Here is a 19,083-nt window from a genome sequence, read left to right on the forward strand (position 1 = left end):
TTGGAAAATGGTGTGGGGTCGGAAGGTTTTCGACGTCACGGCGGAGATGAAATTTTTATGAGCCAAGCTACGGACAAACCCGAAGCCGATACGCCTTCCGACGGCCCCTTGCTCGACCTAACCGATGCCGGGGTTAAAAAGTTCATCAAGCAGGCGAAAGTCCGCGGCTATGTGACGATGGATGAACTGAATAAGGTTCTGCCTTCGGAAGAATTTACGTCAGAACAAATCGAAGACACCCTGGCCATGCTCACCGAGATGGGCGTGAACGTGGTCGATTCGGAAGAAGACGCCGCTGAGGGCGGCGAAGTCGTTGTGCGCGAAGATGCCGGTGCGGTGGTTGAGACCGCCAAGACCTCGGCCTATGATCGTACGGATGATCCTGTGCGCATGTACCTGCGCGAAATGGGCTCGGTTGAGTTGTTGTCGCGCGAAGGCGAAATCGCCATCGCTAAGCGGATCGAAGCCGGTCGTGACACCATGATCCGCGGGCTTTGTGAATCGGCCCTGACGTTCGAAGCCATTATGGTGTGGCGCGAAGAACTGGGTTCCGGCCGTATTCTGCTGCGTGAAATCATCGACCTCGAAGGCACCTACGGCGGCAATACCCCGGATGGTCCGCCGCCGGGTGTGCTCGATGGTTCCGACGAGGAGGAAGAGGTCGCGGATGATGGCGTGATTGCCCTCAAAGCGACGCCTGCGCCGGTCATCAAGGCACCCGAGCCGGTTAAGGCGCCTGAACCCGTTAAAGAGATTGTCGAAGCCAAACCCGTAGAGGCTAAGGCCCCGAAATCCGGCGACGACGATGACGACGATGACTACGTCCCGATGGACGAAGAAGAGAAAAAGCCCGAAGTCGTCGAAGAAGAAGACGAAGATGACTTCGATGATGGCGCGGGGCCTACGGTTTCTGCCATGGAATCGGAACTGCGCGACGGCGTGATGGAAACGCTGGACGCCATTGCCGGTGAGTTTGAGACCTATCGCCGGACGCAGGAAAAGATGCTGACGGCCAAGCTTGAGGGCCTGCCGCTCGATCCCAAAGACCGCGCCGCCTATGACGAAGTGACCGCGACCATCACCCGTCACCTTAAGACGTTGAAGCTCAACAATCAGCGGATCGAAGCGCTGGTCGAGCAGCTTTATGCGATCAATAAGCGCCTGATGGGCTTAGAGGGGCGTTTGCTGCGGATGGCGGATTCCTACGGCATTTCGCGCACCGAGTTTCTGCAGACCTATTATGGCCGTGAGCTTGACCCGCAATGGGCCGAAAAAGTGCGTGACATGGGCGTGCGCTGGCAAAAGTTCATCGACAACGAAGGTAATGCCATTGCCCGTATTCGCGGCGATGTGATCCAGTTGGCGACCGATATGGGCGTGGCGGTTGATGATTACCGCCGCATCGTGCAGACCGTGCAAAAGGGTGAGCGCGAAGCCCGTCAGGCCAAGACTGAAATGGTCGAAGCCAACCTGCGCCTCGTGATCTCGATTGCCAAGAAATATACCAACCGTGGCTTGCAGTTCCTTGACCTGATTCAGGAAGGCAATATCGGCCTGATGAAGGCGGTCGATAAGTTTGAATATCGCCGCGGTTATAAGTTCTCGACCTATGCGACCTGGTGGATACGTCAGGCGATTACGCGCTCGATCGCCGATCAGGCCCGTACCATCCGTATTCCGGTCCACATGATCGAAACGATCAATAAGATCGTGCGCACCTCACGTCAGATGCTGCATGAAATCGGTCGCGAGCCGACGCCGGAAGAACTGGCTGAAAAGCTGGCCATGCCGCTGGAGAAGGTGCGTAAGGTCTTAAAAATCGCTAAGGAGCCGATCAGCCTTGAGACCCCGATCGGGGACGAAGAGGATTCGCACCTTGGGGACTTCATTGAGGACAAGAACGCGATCCTGCCGATTGATGCGGCGATCCAGTCGAACCTGCGCGAAACGACAACCCGCGTGCTTGCGTCACTGACGCCGCGTGAAGAACGTGTCCTGCGGATGCGCTTTGGGATCGGGATGAACACTGATCATACCTTGGAAGAGGTCGGCCAGCAGTTCTCGGTTACTCGTGAACGTATCCGCCAGATCGAGGCCAAGGCGCTGCGCAAGCTTAAGCACCCAAGCCGGTCGCGGAAGCTGCGGTCGTTCCTCGACAGTTAAGTTACGGGGTTTGGGGCCCCGCGCTCAAGGAGCGAAGCGTTAGCGCGCTAAAATGCGCCCCAAGTCTTTTGTACTCAAAAAGAAAGGCTCCATCTCAAAGATGGGGCCTTTCTTTTTGGTTTGAAGGTTTGTGGGGTCACAGACCCCACGCCCCAGAAGTTGGGGACAAGTGTGTCAATCTAATGTAAGCTCATTGTAGCTAAAGGGGGCATAATGGAATACGCGGAAGATTACTCAGGCTGGGGAATGAAGTACTTTACAGAATGTGCAGAGAGAGGCCTTCTCACAAATATGTAGATACAATTAAAGGTAAGATATTGCTGATTGGCCGAGCCTATTCTGCTGCAATTGAGCGTAAAGCTGGGAAAGATTTTAATATTGATAGCCTTGTGGAAGCTCTGATTGTCTCGGATATCGATCAGATGATTTCGAAATTATCTGAAATTAATAGACCGTCTTTTGATAACGCTCATGAAATTTGCCGATACCATGCTGTAGTTACGCAGATTTTCAAGAAATTTACTAACTTAGATAAGCGTTCATTGGCGTCGAAATATCTTCACTTTCATGCTCCTAAATCTGTGTTTATTTATGATCAGATTGCAGTTCGGGCACTTAGTAAAGAAGTGAAGAGTGGCAAAAAGTCATTTAATAAGCTTAATTTCGATTATTTAGATTGTGATGTTAGTTATGCTAATTTTTTTCTACGCTGCATTAAGTTCAGAGATGCTAAAGAACAAGAAATTGGGCAATTAATTACTCCTCGCAAGTTAGATGGAATGTTGCTGAACTATTCTACAGGAGCCACACCATGCCACGCCTAACCAACAAAATCGCCCTTGTCACCGGCGGAGCCAGCGGGATCGGTGAGGCCATCGTGCGGGCCTTTGTGGCGGAAGGGGCGACGGTCATCATCTCCGACATCGACCCGAAAGTGGGCGAGGCGCTGGCGGCTGAACTTGGCGATCAGGCATCCTACATGCACCTGGATGTGGCGCTGGAATCCGAGTGGATCAATGTCACCGATATCATCGCTGCCAAGTTCGGCGGACTCAATATCCTCGTCAACAATGCCGGGATTACCGGCAATGAGGGCGGTAGCGGCAGGCCTCACGACCCGGAACATACGGCGCTGGAAGACTGGCGCAAGGTCATGCACGTCAATCTGGACGGCACGTTTTTGGGCTGCAAGCACGCCATTCGGGTGATGAGGGAAACGGGCTCAAACGGGTCGATCATCAATATGTCATCGCGGTCAGGACTGGTCGGGATTCCGCATCAGGCGGCCTACGCGGCCTCAAAAGCGGCGGTGCGCAATCACTCGAAAACCGTGGCGCTATATTGCGCCGAGCAGAACCTGAATATCCGCTGCAACTCGGTTCATCCGGCGGCGATCCAGACCGCCATGTGGGATGAGATCGTCAAAAAGGGCAATCCCGACAAGATGAGGGCCGCGACACCTTTGCACCGGTTCGGGCGGCCGGAGGAAGTGGCCGCCCTGGTGCTTCTTTTGGCATCGGATGAGGCGACCTATATCACCGGGTCGGAGTTTAATATCGACGGCGGGATACTGGCCGGGTCGTCGGCGTCACCGGAGTAATTCCACCACTTGCCACACACCAAAGCCCACAAACATCACTGACGCGGCCCAGCGGATATACTGCATCGGCACGACTTTCAGCACCTTATCGCCGAAGAATACGGCGGGTACATTGGCGAGCATCATGCCCAGGGTCGTGCCGAACACCACGGCGATCAGATTGTCATACTGAGCGCCCAAGGCCACGGTGGCGATCTGGGTCTTGTCGCCCATTTCAGCCAGAAAGAACATGATGGTGGTGGTGACGAACGGGCCGTAGTCTTTTTTGATTTCGCCTTCGCCCTCTTCGATTTTGTCGGGCACCAAAATCCATAAACCCAAGCCAATAAAGGCAATGGCGACCAGCCAGGGCATATAGGCCTCAATACCCAACCCGCCGACAAAGGTACCGACCCAGGCCGCAAAGGCATGGTTGATCAGGGTGGCGACAAAGATGCCGAAAATAATCGGGGCAGGTTTTTGATACCGTGCGGCCAGAATCAGCGCCAGAAGCTGAGTCTTATCGCCAATTTCGCTCAGCGCTACGAGGGTGGTGGAGTGGAGGAACGGTTCAAAAAAGGGAGGCATTCAGGGTTTCCGCGTGACCGGCCGGTCTTAAGACATAACGATCTTCTGACGGCGGCCAATCACATATGGCCGTCAGCGGATCGTTAGGTCTCACCTGCACCGGAAACTCCGGAGTGATAACGCCATGCCGATACCCGGCAAGTGTGTTGACGTTATCCGCGATTAAAACCGCGCGGTTACTCCCCTAAAGGATGCGGGCCTTATCGAGGATAAGGCGCCTTTAGTCAACATCAGATTTCGTAATCGACCATCAGCCGATCAGCCACGACCGAGCGCACAAAGGCGGCGGCTTCCTGATGGGCGGGGTGCACCTGATAGGCGTCAAGGGCTGCGCGCGAGGTGAATTCCGAATAGAGCACGACATCACCCGACACATTGGTCGCCGAAAAATCAATGCCGACCTCGATCAAGGTCAGGCCGTCGATCTTGCCCGCAAGGCCTTCCAAAACCTCTTTCACCTTGGCGGCGTTTTCGGCCTTGTTGTCGTCTTTCAGTTTCCACATGACGATGTGCTTGATCATGGATGGGCTCCTTAATGCGTTAAAATTAGCGCTATGGCGCTGAGGGTAAACAGGCTGATGGCCGTGCTTTGGGAGATGGCGATGGCGGCATTTTCATACCATGTGCCATAGATTTTGGTCTGAATGAATACGCTGACTGCGGTGGGTGTGGCCGCCAGAAGGACGCCGGTTTTGAAAATGAGCGGCTCAGCGTTCACGGCCCACAGCGCCACGGCCACAACGGCGGGGGCGAGGACGATCTTGGCGGCCACGGCCACGGCTGATGATTTCTCAAACCCGAACAGGGTCTTGGCCGGCATCATGGCCAGCATCCCGCCCAGCGCCACTAACGCCACCGGCGGGCCGGACCGCCCCAGCATATCAAGCCCGGTCTGAAACACCGGCGGAAAGCGCACATGAAACAGCATGAGCACCAACCCCACGGCGCTGGCGATGATGGTCGGGTTCATGGCGGTGCGTTTCAGCGCCGAGCGGATACGGTGTCCTGATGACCACGCCAGCGCCGCGCATCCCAGACAAAACAACAAAAGGAAATCGACCGCGACGATCAGTGCCCCGATCTGGCCCGCCGCCTGCCCGAACAGGCTGGTGGCGATGGGGATGCCGAGGAACGCCGAATTATTGATAAAGCTGGCCATGCCCGCACCGACGGCTTCGGTGCGCTGGGATTTGAGGGCGGTCAGGGTGATGACGCTAACGCCTGCGCACACCATCATGGCCCCGGCATAGGTCAGGATCATCAAGGCGGTGTGGGCATCGGGCCGGGTCATCTGCGAGAAGTAGGACAGCAGAAACGCCGGAAAGCCCAGCCAGTAGAAATAGGCCGATAAGCCATCAAGACCGTGCGCGGTCAGGCGCTTGGTCTTGACCAGCAGCGCGCCCAGCCCGATCAGGCTGAAAAAGATCAGGACGCGCGCGACGGTTTCAAACATGGGATTTGGCGTAAACCACGCACGCTGTCAGGTAAAGTGTGCGTAGTGTCGCGCGGCAAAAAAACTTGCCGGATTGGCGTTTCAGTGAAAGGCTTAAGCTTCACATGAGGGGCAGGCCATGACCATCCAATTTGATCGCCGTTTCGTTCTGATGGGGCTGGCAGGCGCGGCCATGCCCTTGCCGGTGTGGGCGCAAGACTTAGAGGCCCGCGTAGCGACACTGGCGGCCCAGTATCAGCCCAAGGTCGTCGCCTGGCGGCGCGATATCCATCAGAACCCGGAACTGTCCAACCGTGAAGTGCGCACCGGAAAACTGATCGCCAAGGATCTTAAGCGCATGGGCCTTAGCGTGCGCACCGGCCTTGCGGGCAATGGCGTGGTTGGGGTGCTAAAAGGCGGGAAACCGGGGCCTGCGATTGCGTTGCGCGCCGATATGGACGCCCTGCCGGTGGAGGACAAGACCGGTGAGCCGTTTGCCTCCAAAGCCATGGGTGAATATGAAGGTAAGGCCGTGCCGGTCACCCATGCTTGCGGCCATGATGCCCATGTCGCCATGCTGCTGGGGGCGGCAGAAGTGTTGAGCCAGATGAAGGCCGACATTGCCGGGGATATTGTCTTTATCTTTCAACCGGCTGAGGAAGGCCCGCCCAAGGGCGAAGAGGGCGGCGCCGATGTCATGATCCGCGACGGCGCGCTGGATAACCCCAAGGTCAAATCCATCTTCGGCATCCATGTCTGGCCGGGTAAGCCGGGGGAACTTTTGTACCGGCCCGAAGGCTTCATGGCCCAGACCGACCGGCTGGAAATCCAGTTGCACGGCGTGCAGACCCACGGATCACGACCATGGGACGGGGTCGATATTACGGCTTTGGCGGCCGATATCACCCAGACGATCAACCAGATTACTTCGCGTCGTCTGAACATCACCAAGGAGCCGACGGTGGTGACGATTTCGATCATGGAAGGCGGTCTGCGCTATAATATAATACCTGAAACCCTGCGGCTGGCCGGGACCATGCGTACGTTTTCAAAGGCGCGCCGCGATGAAGCCATCGATAAGGTGACCAAGGTGGTCGAGCAATTGGCGGCGTCCTATGGGGCGACAGCCAAGGTCGAGTTCACCATGAACGCGCCGCTGACCTATAACGATCCGCAACTGTCGAAGGACATCTTTCCGGTGCTGGTCAAGGCGGCGGGGGAGGGTAAGGTCAGCGATAAGGCGACGCTGATTACCGGCGGTGAGGACTTTGCCGAATATCAAAAAGTCGTACCGGGGGTGTTTTGTTTCTTAGGCATCGCTAAACCCGGCGAAGACCCGGAAAAAATCCCGCCCAACCATTCGCCCTATTTCAACATTTATGAACCGGCGATGGAAGTCGGGGTGCGCGCCCATGCTCTGGCGGCGCTATTTATGCTGACGCGCGAGGCGTCAGTTTAATCCTACTCGACGGGCGATTTGGCTCCGGAACTGGCGAGAGCCTTATCTTCTGGCGAAGGCGTCACCGACATGGTGGCGGGCAGGTCATCCACACCCGGCAGGCCGACATGCATTAGCTGCCAGCCAAACAAAGTCTTGCGCTTCATGGTGAAGATGGTTTCGCCCTGCACCGGATGGGTGACCGACAGGCGGGTACGGTCGGGGCTCCAGTACAGCACGTCCGGCACCGGTGGTTTGTCGGTAAAAGTTCTGGGGTCGACCTTATTGGCGTCCTTACCGGCGCCCAAGGTCAGGGCCCAAATCGCGCGGGCGGTCAGGTACGAGTCGATATTGATCGTCGGCGTGGGCTTGGTCATAGGCACAATGGCGGCAGCGACGGCACCGATCGGGTCTTTCAGGAAGCTGGGCGGCGGGGCGGCGATACTGTCGCCCTCCGTGGAGGTGATCAACTGGGCTTTGAGCGATGTACGCACATCATCAAACGCGACCAGTTCGGCAAGGGATTGAATATCCTCGGCTTCGGCAGACGAGCGCAGATCGTAAAACGACCAGATCGGCCCGGCCAGAAACGCCGCGACGAACGCCAGCAGCGCGAAAATAACGGTAAGCGGCAGTATCCTTGACACGAAGCGTCCCCCAATTTTGCCCGTTCAGGCATCCCACCCGTTAACCATATCATGACGCAGCGTACTTCCGCACCTGCTTTTTTTACGCCATTTGCGGAGTCTGAATAAACGGGCGCTGCACCGGCTGGCGGGTGATGATCTTATGGACGAAGGCCAGCTTTTCCTTGACGCGCGGCGACAGGATGAAGGGGTAAAGCGGGCGTTCCCCCATCGAGGCATGGATGGAGTTGATAGCCACACTTAAGGGTATCCAGGTCTCGGCCAGACGATCAAAATCGAGCACCGTATAGGGATCGAAATCGACATCGGCGGCAATGGCATCGTGATGCGGGGCCTTGAGCGCCATGCCGTAACAATGGGCGGTTTCCAGCGCGTCGATGATGTGCAGGCAGTGCGCAAACGATTCCGCGAAATCCTCCCACGGGTGCATCGAGGCGTAGGCGGAAATATATTCGTTCTGCCAGTTGGGTGGCGTGCCATTGGTATAGTGCTTCTGAATGGCCGTGTCGTAGTCGATGCGGTCATCGCCAAAGACGGCGCGGCATTCTTCGAGCAATCCGCCATCACGCACCATCTTGTTCCAGATAAAGTGGCCGATCTCATGCCGGAAATGGCCGAGCAGCGTGCGGTAATGCTCATTCATCTGACTGCGCACGGTCTCGCGGGTCAGGTCGTCGGCTTCGGCCGCACGGATGGATATCCGTCCCTCATCGTGACCGGTCATGGCGGCTTTATGGCGGCCGTCGGACGTGATCTGATCCTCAAGGAAATCAAAAGCCAGCCCGCCGTGCGGGTCGACATCGCGCCCCTGCGCCGGCAGGTTCCATTTCAGGAACGAATAGAACAGATGGCGCTGGGCCTCACCAATCCGGCGCCAGTTGTCGATACTGTTGGGCACAAAGCGGTTGTAGCGGCAGGCCCGGCAAAAATCGTTGGGGTCTTCGGCCCCGACCGTCCAGTTACAGACATCGGTGACGGCATTGGCGCAAAAGCGCTGACTGGCCGAACCATTCACCGGCTTCCAGAATGGTTCGCTGACCGGCTCCATCGCGCACAGTTCCTGTAGCTGCGGCACAAAGCCCAGCCGGTAGCCGCAGTTCACGCAATTACGGTTATGGAAATAGACCGTATTCTGACAGTTGCTACAGGTGAAGATTTTCATGACTTGCGGTTATTTTCTGGCGGCTTGGGTTACACTTATTGCCTGTCTAAGGCGTATGATGCTCCTAAATCCATCTTTACACATCCTCTGTTTTGTAAGCAGTGCGTAAGGACTAACTCAGATAAACATAATGTCGCCCGCCTGAAGGGTCGGTGTATTCAGCAGAAACGCCACCACGCTTGCGCTTGATGCGCCATTGCCATCAATATCAAACCACAGGGCGCGCGTGGCGGTATCAAAATAAACCGTTGCCGTGGTCGCCGTTGGCGTGACACCTGCACCCGTTAAGAAGCCAACACCTTGCGTAAGCTGAAATCCGGCCGGAACCCCAAAGGCAGACGCGCTTAGGGCCAGCCGGTCGCCTTGCGCGCGATCAAAATCAAATACAAAATCGGCGGCCGTTGTGCGCGTATCGAAATAGAATATATCCCCGCCCGCGCCGCCGGTCAGGTAATCTGCCTCAAGTCCCCCAATCAGGAAATCGCCGCCATTGCCGCCGTCCAGTATATCGGCGCCCCATTCGCCAAACAGAGTGTCCTCGTTTTCCTGACCGTAGAGTCGGTCTTCGCCGGTTCCCCCGGCCAGAAAGTCATTTCCGGTCTCTCCGAAAAGAACATCCATGGCGTCCTGACCATAGAGCGTGTCATTGCCAGTACCGGCAATCAGCGTATCCTGCCCGCCCTCGCCAAACAGCGTGTCGTTTCCGACCTGGCCATACAGGGTGTCATTGCCAAACCCGCCGGCCAGAAAGTCATGGCCGTATTCTCCGAACAGGGTGTCGTCACCATCTTCTGAGTAGGCGGTATCGTCATTATGTCCCAAGATAAGCGTATCGTTGCCACCGCCGGCATAGACCAGATCCCGGCCATCCTGACCGTACAGAAAGTTGGCGACCGAATTACCATAAAGGGTATCATTGCCTGATCCGCCGATCGCATTTTCGATGGTAGCGCCCCTGGCGATCGAGACATTGCCAATCAGAGCGCCAACGCTGGAAAAATGTTCCGCCCGCAGATCAATCAGGCAGGCGCTGGTGTAGCCGCTGAAATTAAAGGTGTCCGTTCCCCCCGCATCCCAGGCACAGAATATCAGCGCCGAAGACGCGCTGGTGGCTGAGAACCACGGCAGGCCTGCATTACTGGCAAAGCCGTAAACCGTATCGCCGGTGCGGGTCGACATATTGGCGCCGTAGCGGCTTTGGGCGGCGGCGATATCATCCAGCAAGGGGGCTGAGGCTGAGTAGTTCTGGAAATCGGCGCCGGTATTGCTTTCGTCCCAATAGCTCATGGCAGTATATTGTCGGCTGTCTTCGTAGTAGGGGGCATGAGCACTATAGCTTAAGGTTTCCCCGCCGGTTGCGCTGTAATTGCCAGGATGGGACAGGCCCAGAATATGGCCGACTTCGTGGGTCAGCGTCTGAAATGCATAGTTCAGAACTGCCGGCGTTCCATTGCCATAAGAGGTTGAGTTGATCCATACTCCGGCGTTGACGGTGACCTGACTGCCCCAGGTGGAATACGAGCTTTGCGCAAAACCTGCGGCACCATCCATTCCGGTTGAGTAATTGCCAAACAGAAGCGACGCTGAGTCTGAATAGGCAGCCCCTCCGGATGTACCCGAACCAGCCCTGACGAAGGTTAGGTTGGCCACATCGGCCCAGGCTTGAAGAACCAGTTCTGTCGCCAGAATCTGTGCTTCGTTGAATACAGAAAAGCCGCCGGTGTCGTTGGGCATGGTGCCGGAGGTCGCACGGTAGCCATAGGTGATGGTCGCAGCCTGCCCGGAAACATTATACCCATTAAGCGCCCAGCCGCCACGGATGAGTTGGGCGGCCGCTTCGTCAACCGTGAAGGAGGGCTTGGTGTTTGGCCCAGTATTGCCGCGCACATAGTTCGGATCGATTTGGCTGTACACAAAGCTTGAGGATTCGAGGGCGGCAGATGCGGAGGTAAACACGGCGGTCTCCATAGGCAATCGATGTTAGAGCATTACGCAGCTATAGATCTGAAACCTACGCTATATCCGCCGTTTGTAGAATAGGATGACAATAACTTGACCCGAAATCAGTCCGTAGCTTGACCCGGAAGCAGGCGGAAAACCGCAAATTCAGGGGCCGGGCTGATCCACTGATCGCTGATCGTCCATCCGGCGGCGGTGGCCAGACGGGTGAACGAGGCGACGGTGAATTTGTGGGAGTTTTCGGTATGAAAGCGCTCGCCTTTGGTGAAGCCGAAAGTCTGTCCCAAGGCGTGCACGGTCTGATCTTTACGGCTAACCAGATGCATTTCGATGCGCATTCGATCCGGGTTCCAGACCGCAAGATGATCAAAGCTATCAACGTCGAAATCGCCGTCCAGTTCGCGGTTGATGCGGGTGAGCAGGTTCTTATTGAACGCGGCGGTCACCCCTTGGGCGTCATCATAGGCGGCATGGAGCGTAGCCTCATCCTTGACCATATCGACGCCGACGATCAGTTGGCTGCCCGCCCCCAGCACCTCACGGGCACTCATTAGGAAGGCAATGGCGGCGTCATGGCTGAAATTGCCAATGGTTGAGCCCGGAAAAAACCCGACCTTGGGGCGGTTGCGCACCGTGTCTGGCAGGTCTACGCGGGCGGTGAAGTCCCCGGCAACCGGCTGGATATCAAGCTGCGGGTAACCGGCCTTAAGCCGGGCCGTCGCCCCGTCCAAAGCATCTACGCTGATGTCGATTGGCACGTAGGCTGAGATTTGCGGGGCGGCATCCAGCATGATCTTAGTCTTGGCGCTGGCCCCGCTGCCAAACTCGATCAGGGCAGCGCCCGACGGAATATGGGCGGCGATGTCTGGCGCGGTCTTTTGCAGTAGAGCGGTCTCCGTGCGGGTAGGGTAATATTCCGGCAGCTCACAGATGGCTTCAAACAGGTCGGAACCCGCCGCATCATAAAAATATTTCGGCGACAGGGATTTCGGCGTGGCGGACAATCCTGCGATAACATCGGCGGCGAACTCGCTGTCTTTGAAACGGTTCGGTTTAAAATCCCTTGCCAGCCGCAAACCGGAAAACAGCCAGCGCTTATCGGGGCCGAAGAAATTGCGATAGGTCGGGCGGGCATGTCCCTTGGGCGTGACGCTAGCCCCACCGCGTAAGACCATCTGACCCGACATGAACTTGCCGTTATATTCCCCGACCGCGCCGGTGCCGGGGGTGAAACCGGGATAGGGCAAATAGGCGCTATTCGTCCATTGCCAAGCGACATCGTGGGCCTGCTCCAGCGCGCCGCTCAGACAGGCGTGCTCCCATTCGGCTTCGGTCGGCAGACGCGCACCTTTCCATACGGCAAAAGCAGCGGCTTCATAATAGCTGATATGCGTAACAGGAGCATCCGGTTGCAGCGGCTGTAAACCCCGCAGGCTCATGACCTGCCAATGAGCACCCTCGGATTGCCAGTACATCGGCGAATCCCACTGTTGCGCCAGCACCATCGCCCAGCCGTCCGACAGCCACAGGTCGGCGCGCTGATAACCGCCATCGGCCATAAATTCCAGCCACTCGCCGTTGGTCACCAGCCGGTCGGCGATCTCAAACGGTTCCAGCCAGACCTTATGGCGCGGGCGCTCATTATCAAACGCAAACCCGTCATTGTCCGCACCAATCTCAACCAGCCCGCCGTCGATGCGGGTGAACCGCCCGCGCCGACCGGCCTCCACATTGGGCCAGCGCGGATTATAGGCCGGTTTGAGCGGCGATTGGGCCAGCAAATGCAGCACATCCATGCACAGCAGTTCCTGATGCTGTTCTTCGTGGGCCAGCCCCAACTCAAGCAGACCCGTGACTTCCGGCGATAGATCCGACGACAGGAAAACCGACATATGGTCATCGACATAGCGGCGATAGGACAGAACGGCCTCCAGAGACGGACGGGTCAGAAGGCCCCGCTGCGCGCGCGGCTGGCGCGGGCCCAAGGCTTCGTAATAGGAATTGAACAGGTAGCCAAACGCCGGATCAAAAACCTGATAATCGTGCATTTGGCTGAGGATAAAGGTCTCAAAAAACCAGGTCGTGTGGGCCAGATGCCATTTGACGGGACTGGCGTCCGGCATGGACTGCACCACCATGTCCTCCGGCGTCAGGGGCGCGATCAGGCTGTGGGTGTGGGTGCGCATCTGAAGGTAGCGCTGAAGGCAGGGCGGGTTTACGCTTTGTGTTGTGGTGGCCGGGACGTAAAGCGTATCCATAACCTGCATCCTGTCGTTCGGTCTGCTGTCGCGTGGGGGACTATCGGCAGATAATCATAAGTTTTAAATGGTGTCGTCAGTAGCCCTGAATACAGCCCACAATACTGGCCATCAGCGGCATGTCTGACCAGCGGCATCCCCCGAAATAATCTTTTTCGGGTGATACCAGCCCACTGCCGGCCGGTATAGGCTGACGCGCTGCCCGTTTCTGGCAGCATGTTTTGGCAGCAGGGCACCGGAGATTTTCTATCATGATATTTGTAGTGACGCTTTTGATGGGTGTGGTGGCGGGCTTAAGGGCCATGACGCCGCTGGCGGCGGCCTCATGGGCGGCGCATCTGGGCTGGGTCAGTGTGGCGGGCACACCCCTTGAGTTTATGGGCAATTCATGGACGCCTTGGGTATTCACAGTGCTGGCCGTTGCTGAGCTGATCACCGATCAGTTGCCGCAAACCCCCAGCCGTAAGGTGCCGGTGCAGTTTGGGGCGCGGCTGGTCTCAGGTGCTCTGGCCGGGGCAACGCTGGCGATTGGTGTAGGCGCGCTTATCCCCGGTATCGTTCTGGGCGTTGTTGGGGCGGTTGTCGGAACCTTTGGCGGGGCGGCGGCCCGTGGGAAATTGGCGGCGCGGTTTGGCAAGGATTTGCCCGCAGCACTTATTGAGGACGCTGTGGCCGTGCTTGGGGCGCTGGCCCTGATCCATTTCGTCTAAGGGGGCGTTCGTGGCAGAGTTTGACGCGATCATCATCGGTGCCGGGCAGGCCGGGCCATCTCTGGCCGGACGGCTGACGCAGTCGGGGCAAAAGGTCGCCATCATTGAGCGTAAGCTGTTCGGCGGCACCTGTGTCAATACTGGTTGTATGCCGACCAAGGCGCTGGTCGCCAGTGCTTATGCCGCCCATCTGGCGCGACGTGGCGGGGATTACGGGGTGACGGTGGGCGCGGTGTCGGTCGATATGAAGGCCGTCGCCGCCCGCAGCCACAAGGTCACGCTCGATGCGCGCGGCAATGTAGAGAGCTGGCTCAAAGGGATGGAGGGTTGCACAGTCATTGAGGGCCATGCGCGGTTTACCGGCCCCAAAACCCTGAGTATTAACGGACAGGACATAACCGCCCCCAAAATCTTTCTCAATGTCGGCGGAAGAGCGGCGATACCCGGTATTCCAGGGCTTGATGGGGTTCCATATCTTACCAACAGCTCGATCGTGACGCTGGATCATCTGCCGGACCATCTGATCGTCATCGGCGGCAGCTATATCGCGCTGGAATTCGCGCAGATGTATCGCCGGTTTGGGGCAAAGGTCACGGTCATTGAGCGCGGGGCTCGCCTGATCGCGCGTGAGGATGCCGATATCTCAGACGCCGTGCGTGATATCCTTGAGGACGAGGGGATCGCCGTTCAAACCGGCATCGAAGACATGGCTGTCTCCCAAACCGGCGCGGTCATCAGCGTGGCTATGGGCGCGCAGACGGTAAGCGGTTCCCACCTGCTGGTCGCCACGGGACGCAGGCCCAATACTGATGATCTGGGACTGGAGGTGGCGGGTATAAAGACCGACGCGCGGGGATATATTACGGTTGATGATGGCCTTGCGACCTCGGTTGACGGCATCTGGGCGATGGGCGACTGCAACGGGCGCGGGGCCTTTACCCACACCGCCTATAATGATTTTGAAATCCTGTCTGCCAACCTGCTGGATGGCGCGGCGCGTAAGGTCAGCGACCGGATTTTGGGCTATGCGCTCTATATCGATCCGCCGCTGGGGCGCGTGGGTATGACGGTGGCCGAGGCCGAAAAAACCGGCCGACCGTTGCTGGTCTCGACCCGACCCATGACCCGTGTCGGCCGTGCCATCGAAAAAGGCGAAACGAAAGGCTTTATGAAGGTGGTGGCGGATGCCGAGACTAAGAAAATCTTAGGCGCAGCGATTTTGGGCACCGGCGGGGATGAGGCCATTCACGGCATACTCGACATGATGAATGCGGGCGCCACCGTCGATGAATTGCAATGGGCGGTGCCGATACACCCGACGGTGTCGGAGCTTATTCCGACGCTGTTGGGGGATTTAAAGCCGCTTAAAGGTTGATTGTCAGCCGCTCAAAACCATGATCTAAAAAGGGATATTCTTAGCGTTCGGAGTTCCCATGAAAACGGTTGCTGCATTTGTCTTAGTTGGCGCATTGATGACCACATCGTCCGCCCTCGCTCAGACTCAGGCGACCGATCCGGTGGCGGCAGGCCAGCGCGTATTTCTGGCCTGCAAGACCTGCCACAGTTTAGAGGCCGGTGGTAAGGACGGGGCGGGGCCAAACCTGAATGGCCTGTTCGGCAAAAAGGCGGGCACGGTCTCCAAGGGCTTCAACTATTCCCCGGCCCTGAAAGCCTATGGCAAAGTCTGGGATGAGGCCACGCTTGACGCTTACCTTACCAACCCGGCCAAGACCGTACCCGGCACCAAGATGGTCACCCGCGCCCCCGCTGATCCGGCACGCCGTGCGGCCCTGATTGCCTATCTGAAATCAGCGACGCGCTAAGCGCCGGCGGTGCCTGCCGGAGATGGCCATTTTGGCGCCTATAGTGTTGCAAATATTGCAACTCACTGAACGAAAAAACGCGACTTTCGCAACTAATTTGATCGGCTTACACCTGTTGTCACCACAGGGCGACGCCGCGCAGACATTTGTGTCTCCCCTGTAAATCCCCCGTCTTAGTGGCCTTTGGCTGTGAAAAGGGGAGTAAATTGACATCGCCAATCTTACACGGAGCCACATCATGTCCTATCGCACCAATGCCCTGATCAATGCCGACGACACCGCCTTCATCTTTATCGACCACCAGCCGCAAATGGCGTTTGGCGTGACGACCATTGACCGCCAAACCCTTAAGAATAACACCGTCGCCCTGGCCCGTACGGCTAAGCTGTTCGGTGTGCCGACCATCCTGACTTCGGTTGAGACCGAGAGCTTCTCCGGCTACATCTGGCCGGAACTGCTCAACGTCGTGCAGCAGGACCCGATCGAGCGCTCATCGATGAACGCCTGGGATACTGATGCGTTTGTGGCGGCGGTAAAGGCCACGGGCAAGAAAAAGCTGGTTATGGCGGCGTTGTGGACCGAGGCCTGTCTGCTGTTCCCGACCTTGAGCGCGCTGGAAAATGGCTTTGAAGTCTTTATCGTGACGGACGCTTCGGGCGGCACTTCCGAGGAAAGCCATAACGCCGCCGTCCGCCGCATGGAGCAGGCCGGCGCCCGGTCGATGACCACCATTACGGCCCTACTGGAACTGCAACGCGACTGGGCCAAACGCGACACCTATAACGGTGTCATGGAGATCGTGCGCGATAATTTCGGCGCTTACGGCATGGGCGTCGATTACGCCTACACCCACGTCCATAAGGCGCCTCAGCGCGGCGAATTTGCCCATGTCGTCAAGGGGGCGGCGGAACACGCCTAACGTCTGAACGCAGGAGCCTCCCATGTTTGACCGCCGCACTGTCCTTGCCGGAGGCTCCGCGTTTTCGGCCCTGATCTCTGTACCCGCCTTGACGAAAGACCTGAATATGACGCCCGACCTGATCCTTTATAACGCCAAGCTGACCACGCTCGACCGCACCAACCCCAATGCGACGGCGGTGGCGATCACAGACGGGCGGTTCACGGCGGTGGATACGGACGCCGAGGTCATGAAGCTTAAGGGTGCGAAGACGCAAACGATCGACCTGAAAGGCAAGCGCGTCATTCCGGGTCTTAACGACAGCCACACCCATCTGATCCGCGGCGGGCTGAACTATCTGATGGAACTGCGCTGGGACGGGGTCGCATCGGTTGCTGAGGCGCTCGATATGCTTAAGGCGCAAGTCGCCGTCACCCCGGCCCCGCAGTGGGTGCGCGTGGTCGGTGGTTTTACCGAGCACCAGTTTGCGGAAAAGCGCCTGCCGACGCTGGATGAAATCAACGCCATCGCCCCGGATACACCGGTGTTTATTCTGCATCTTTATGACCGCGCCCTGCTCAATAAGGCGGCTCTACGGGCGGTAGGGTACGATAAGGGCACGCCCAATCCACCGGGTGGTGAAATTCAGCGCGACAGTGCCGGTAACCCAACCGGGCTGCTGATTGCCAAACCCAACGCCCTGATCCTGTATGCGACCCTGGCCAGGGGGCCAAAGCTGTCGCCCGCCGATCAGGTCATCTCGACCCGCCATTACATGAAGGAACTGAACCGGCTGGGCATCACCTCGGTGATCGATGCCGGCGGCGGGTTTCAGAATTATCCCGATGATTACGACACAATTGGTACCCTGGCCAAAAATGACCAGTTGACCGTGCGCATCGCTTATAACCTGTTCACCCAGAACAAGGGCAAAGAACTGGAAGATTTCCAGACCTGGACGAAGATCGTTAAGCCGGGGGAGGGTGACGGCATGTATCGCCATAACGGTGCCGGGGAAATGCTGGTCTTTTCGGCCGCCGACTATGAAGACTTCCGTGAGCCGCGTCCGGAGCTTGGGGCCACTATGGAAGATGAGCTTTATGCGGTGACCCGGCATCTGGTCGAAAGCCGCTGGCCGTTCCGCATCCACGGCACCTATGATGAAAGCATCTCGCGCTTTCTCGATGTGTTTGAGCGTGTCAATGCCGAAGTTCCGTTCGATGGCCTGCACTGGATCATCGATCACGCCGAAACCGTCAGCCCGCGCAATATCGACCGCATCCGGGCTCTTGGCGGCGGGATCGCTGTTCAGCACCGCATGGCCTATCAGGGCGAGGCCTTTGTGGCTCGCTATGGCGCTAAGGCCGCCGAACAGACCCCGCCGGTCAAGCGCATGCTGGAGGCCGGTGTGCCGGTGGGCATGGGCACCGATGCAACCCGCGTGGCCAGCTATAATCCGTGGGTGGGCATATATTGGCTGATCTCTGGTAAGACGCTGGGCGGCCTGTCGCTCTATGGCCCGCAAAACCGTCTCGATCGCGAAGCGGCGGTGCGGCTCTATACCGAAGGCTCGGCATGGTTCTCGACCGAAAACGGCAAGAAGGGCGCGCTTAAGGTCGGTCAATATGCGGATATCGCCGTGCCCAATGCCGACCTGATGCGCATCCCTGAAAGCGATATCAAGGATCTTTATTCCGTCCTGACGATCGTCGGCGGCAAGATTGTTCATGCGCAGGACGCGTTTAAACCGCTCGCCCCGGCGGCGCTGCCGATCAGCCCTGACTGGTCGCCGGTGCGCACCTTTGGCGGGTATCAGCATAAAAAGGCTGAGATCGCGTCGCTCGACAAAATCTCTCGCCTATCTTGCGCCTGCGGTACGGACTGTAAGGTGCACGGCCATGCCCACGGAGGCGCCTATGCCGCCAATGTTCCGGCGAATAATCTGCGTGATTTCTGGGGTGTGCTCGGCTGCGCGTGCTGGGCGTGACCGTGACCGCTCAGCATCTCAAGATCGTGATCGGACTGGTGCTCGGTTTCGGCATAGGGTTCGGCTGCCGCGTGAGCGGTATCCCCAGCCCTGCGCCGCCCGTAATCACCGGCGCTTTGCTGGTCGTCGCCATGACGGTCGGGTGGATACTCACTGACCGCAGGTTGTCGCATCGGCCCAAAGTGAGCGAAGTACACAGTGGCGGCCCCACCGGCCATCCCCATAAACCAGCCCAGACCCAAACCCCTCAACCCCAAACCTCCAGGAAAGACTGATCATGTGGCCCACGTTTATCGGTATCGCGCTTGGTCTGTTGATCGGGTTTGTCTGTCGTTTTTTTGATCTGCCCTTGCCGGCCCCACCCAGGCTTGTCGGCGCCCTGCTGGTTCTGACCATGACCCTAGGCTTTGTCGCAGGCGGATATATTGTGAGTTAGTGT

18 protein-coding genes and 1 riboswitch are annotated in these 19,083 nt (G+C 57.8%); of the genes, 11 read left to right on the forward strand and 7 right to left on the reverse strand.

Annotated elements, in window-relative coordinates; genetic code table 11:
• Nucleotides 1-57: 57 nt before the first annotated feature.
• From rpoD to IE102_RS06585, 3 genes are all read left to right on the forward strand, one after another.
• Nucleotides 58-2,163, forward strand: coding sequence for an RNA polymerase sigma factor RpoD (gene rpoD / locus IE102_RS06575; protein ID WP_189485604.1), 2,106 nt, complete (start codon nt 58-60; stop codon nt 2,161-2,163).
• A 317-nt stretch (nt 2,164-2,480) separates the two neighbouring features.
• Nucleotides 2,481-2,987, forward strand: coding sequence for a hypothetical protein (locus tag IE102_RS06580; RefSeq protein ID WP_189485605.1), 507 nt, complete (start codon nt 2,481-2,483; stop codon nt 2,985-2,987).
• Nucleotides 2,975-3,763 (forward strand): glucose 1-dehydrogenase, encoded by a 789-nt coding sequence (locus IE102_RS06585; RefSeq protein ID WP_189485606.1) that lies wholly within the window; start codon nt 2,975-2,977, stop codon nt 3,761-3,763. The genes IE102_RS06580 and IE102_RS06585 overlap by 13 nt, the downstream gene beginning before the upstream one ends.
• Here the strand turns inward: IE102_RS06585 and IE102_RS06590 are convergent.
• The 3 genes from IE102_RS06590 to IE102_RS06600 form a co-directional block, all read right to left on the reverse strand.
• A complete protein-coding gene (locus IE102_RS06590; RefSeq protein ID WP_189485607.1) occupies nt 3,752-4,330 on the reverse strand; it encodes a TMEM165/GDT1 family protein in 579 nt (192 codons plus the stop codon). The two genes, IE102_RS06585 and IE102_RS06590, sit on opposite strands and share 12 nt — an antisense overlap.
• A gap of 104 nt (nt 4,331-4,434) precedes the next feature.
• Nucleotides 4,435-4,521: riboswitch (yybP-ykoY riboswitch) on the reverse strand.
• 39 nt (nt 4,522-4,560) lie between these two features.
• Complete coding sequence (locus IE102_RS06595) at nt 4,561-4,851, reverse strand: Dabb family protein (protein WP_189485608.1); 291 nt, start codon at nt 4,849-4,851, stop codon at nt 4,561-4,563.
• 11 nt (nt 4,852-4,862) lie between these two features.
• A complete protein-coding gene (locus tag IE102_RS06600; RefSeq protein ID WP_189485609.1) occupies nt 4,863-5,783 on the reverse strand; it encodes an AEC family transporter in 921 nt (306 codons plus the stop codon).
• Between the two features lie 118 nt (nt 5,784-5,901).
• Between IE102_RS06600 and IE102_RS06605 the strand changes: the two genes are divergently transcribed.
• Nucleotides 5,902-7,221, forward strand: a complete 1,320-nt coding sequence (locus tag IE102_RS06605) for an amidohydrolase (RefSeq protein ID WP_229807590.1) — start codon at nt 5,902-5,904, stop codon at nt 7,219-7,221.
• A gap of 2 nt (nt 7,222-7,223) precedes the next feature.
• Here IE102_RS06605 and IE102_RS06610 read toward each other — a convergent pair whose 3' ends face one another.
• From IE102_RS06610 to egtB, 4 genes are all read right to left on the reverse strand, one after another.
• The gene (locus IE102_RS06610) at nt 7,224-7,847 is read right to left on the reverse strand and encodes a DUF2939 domain-containing protein (protein WP_189485610.1); all 624 of its coding nucleotides are present in this window, start codon (nt 7,845-7,847) and stop codon (nt 7,224-7,226) included.
• An 82-nt stretch (nt 7,848-7,929) separates the two neighbouring features.
• Nucleotides 7,930-9,009, reverse strand: coding sequence for a zinc-binding metallopeptidase family protein (locus IE102_RS06615; RefSeq protein ID WP_189485611.1), 1,080 nt, complete (start codon nt 9,007-9,009; stop codon nt 7,930-7,932).
• A 117-nt stretch (nt 9,010-9,126) separates the two neighbouring features.
• Nucleotides 9,127-10,965 (reverse strand): M10 family metallopeptidase C-terminal domain-containing protein, encoded by a 1,839-nt coding sequence (locus tag IE102_RS06620; RefSeq protein WP_189485612.1) that lies wholly within the window; start codon nt 10,963-10,965, stop codon nt 9,127-9,129.
• 107 nt (nt 10,966-11,072) lie between these two features.
• Entirely contained in the window at nt 11,073-13,226 is a 2,154-nt protein-coding gene (gene egtB, locus IE102_RS06625) for an ergothioneine biosynthesis protein EgtB (protein ID WP_189485613.1), read from the reverse strand.
• A 251-nt stretch (nt 13,227-13,477) separates the two neighbouring features.
• Here egtB and IE102_RS06630 point away from each other — a divergent pair, with 251 nt between their 5' ends.
• The 7 genes from IE102_RS06630 to IE102_RS06660 all read left to right on the forward strand — a co-directional run bounded on the left by IE102_RS06630 (nt 13,478) and on the right by IE102_RS06660 (nt 19,080).
• Nucleotides 13,478-13,936 carry a DUF4126 family protein gene (locus tag IE102_RS06630; RefSeq protein WP_189485614.1) on the forward strand — a complete coding sequence of 153 codons (459 nt, stop codon included), beginning with the start codon at nt 13,478-13,480 and terminating at the stop codon, nt 13,934-13,936.
• Between the two features lie 10 nt (nt 13,937-13,946).
• Nucleotides 13,947-15,311 (forward strand): FAD-containing oxidoreductase, encoded by a 1,365-nt coding sequence (locus tag IE102_RS06635; RefSeq protein ID WP_189485615.1) that lies wholly within the window; start codon nt 13,947-13,949, stop codon nt 15,309-15,311.
• A 58-nt stretch (nt 15,312-15,369) separates the two neighbouring features.
• The gene (locus IE102_RS06640; RefSeq protein ID WP_189485616.1) at nt 15,370-15,759 is read left to right on the forward strand and encodes a c-type cytochrome; all 390 of its coding nucleotides are present in this window, start codon (nt 15,370-15,372) and stop codon (nt 15,757-15,759) included.
• A gap of 238 nt (nt 15,760-15,997) precedes the next feature.
• The gene (locus IE102_RS06645; RefSeq protein WP_189485617.1) at nt 15,998-16,678 is read left to right on the forward strand and encodes a hydrolase; all 681 of its coding nucleotides are present in this window, start codon (nt 15,998-16,000) and stop codon (nt 16,676-16,678) included.
• Between the two features lie 22 nt (nt 16,679-16,700).
• Entirely contained in the window at nt 16,701-18,644 is a 1,944-nt protein-coding gene (locus IE102_RS06650; protein WP_189485618.1) for an amidohydrolase, read from the forward strand.
• A 2-nt stretch (nt 18,645-18,646) separates the two neighbouring features.
• On the forward strand, nt 18,647-18,919 hold the full coding sequence (locus IE102_RS06655) for a DUF1427 family protein (RefSeq protein WP_189485619.1): 273 nt from the start codon (nt 18,647-18,649) through the stop codon (nt 18,917-18,919).
• Between the two features lie 2 nt (nt 18,920-18,921).
• Nucleotides 18,922-19,080, forward strand: coding sequence for a DUF1427 family protein (locus IE102_RS06660; protein WP_189485620.1), 159 nt, complete (start codon nt 18,922-18,924; stop codon nt 19,078-19,080).
• Nucleotides 19,081-19,083 lie beyond the last annotated feature (3 nt).

Source organism: Asticcacaulis endophyticus (genome assembly GCF_014652575.1).
In the GTDB taxonomy this organism is placed as follows: domain Bacteria; phylum Pseudomonadota; class Alphaproteobacteria; order Caulobacterales; family Caulobacteraceae; genus Asticcacaulis; species Asticcacaulis endophyticus.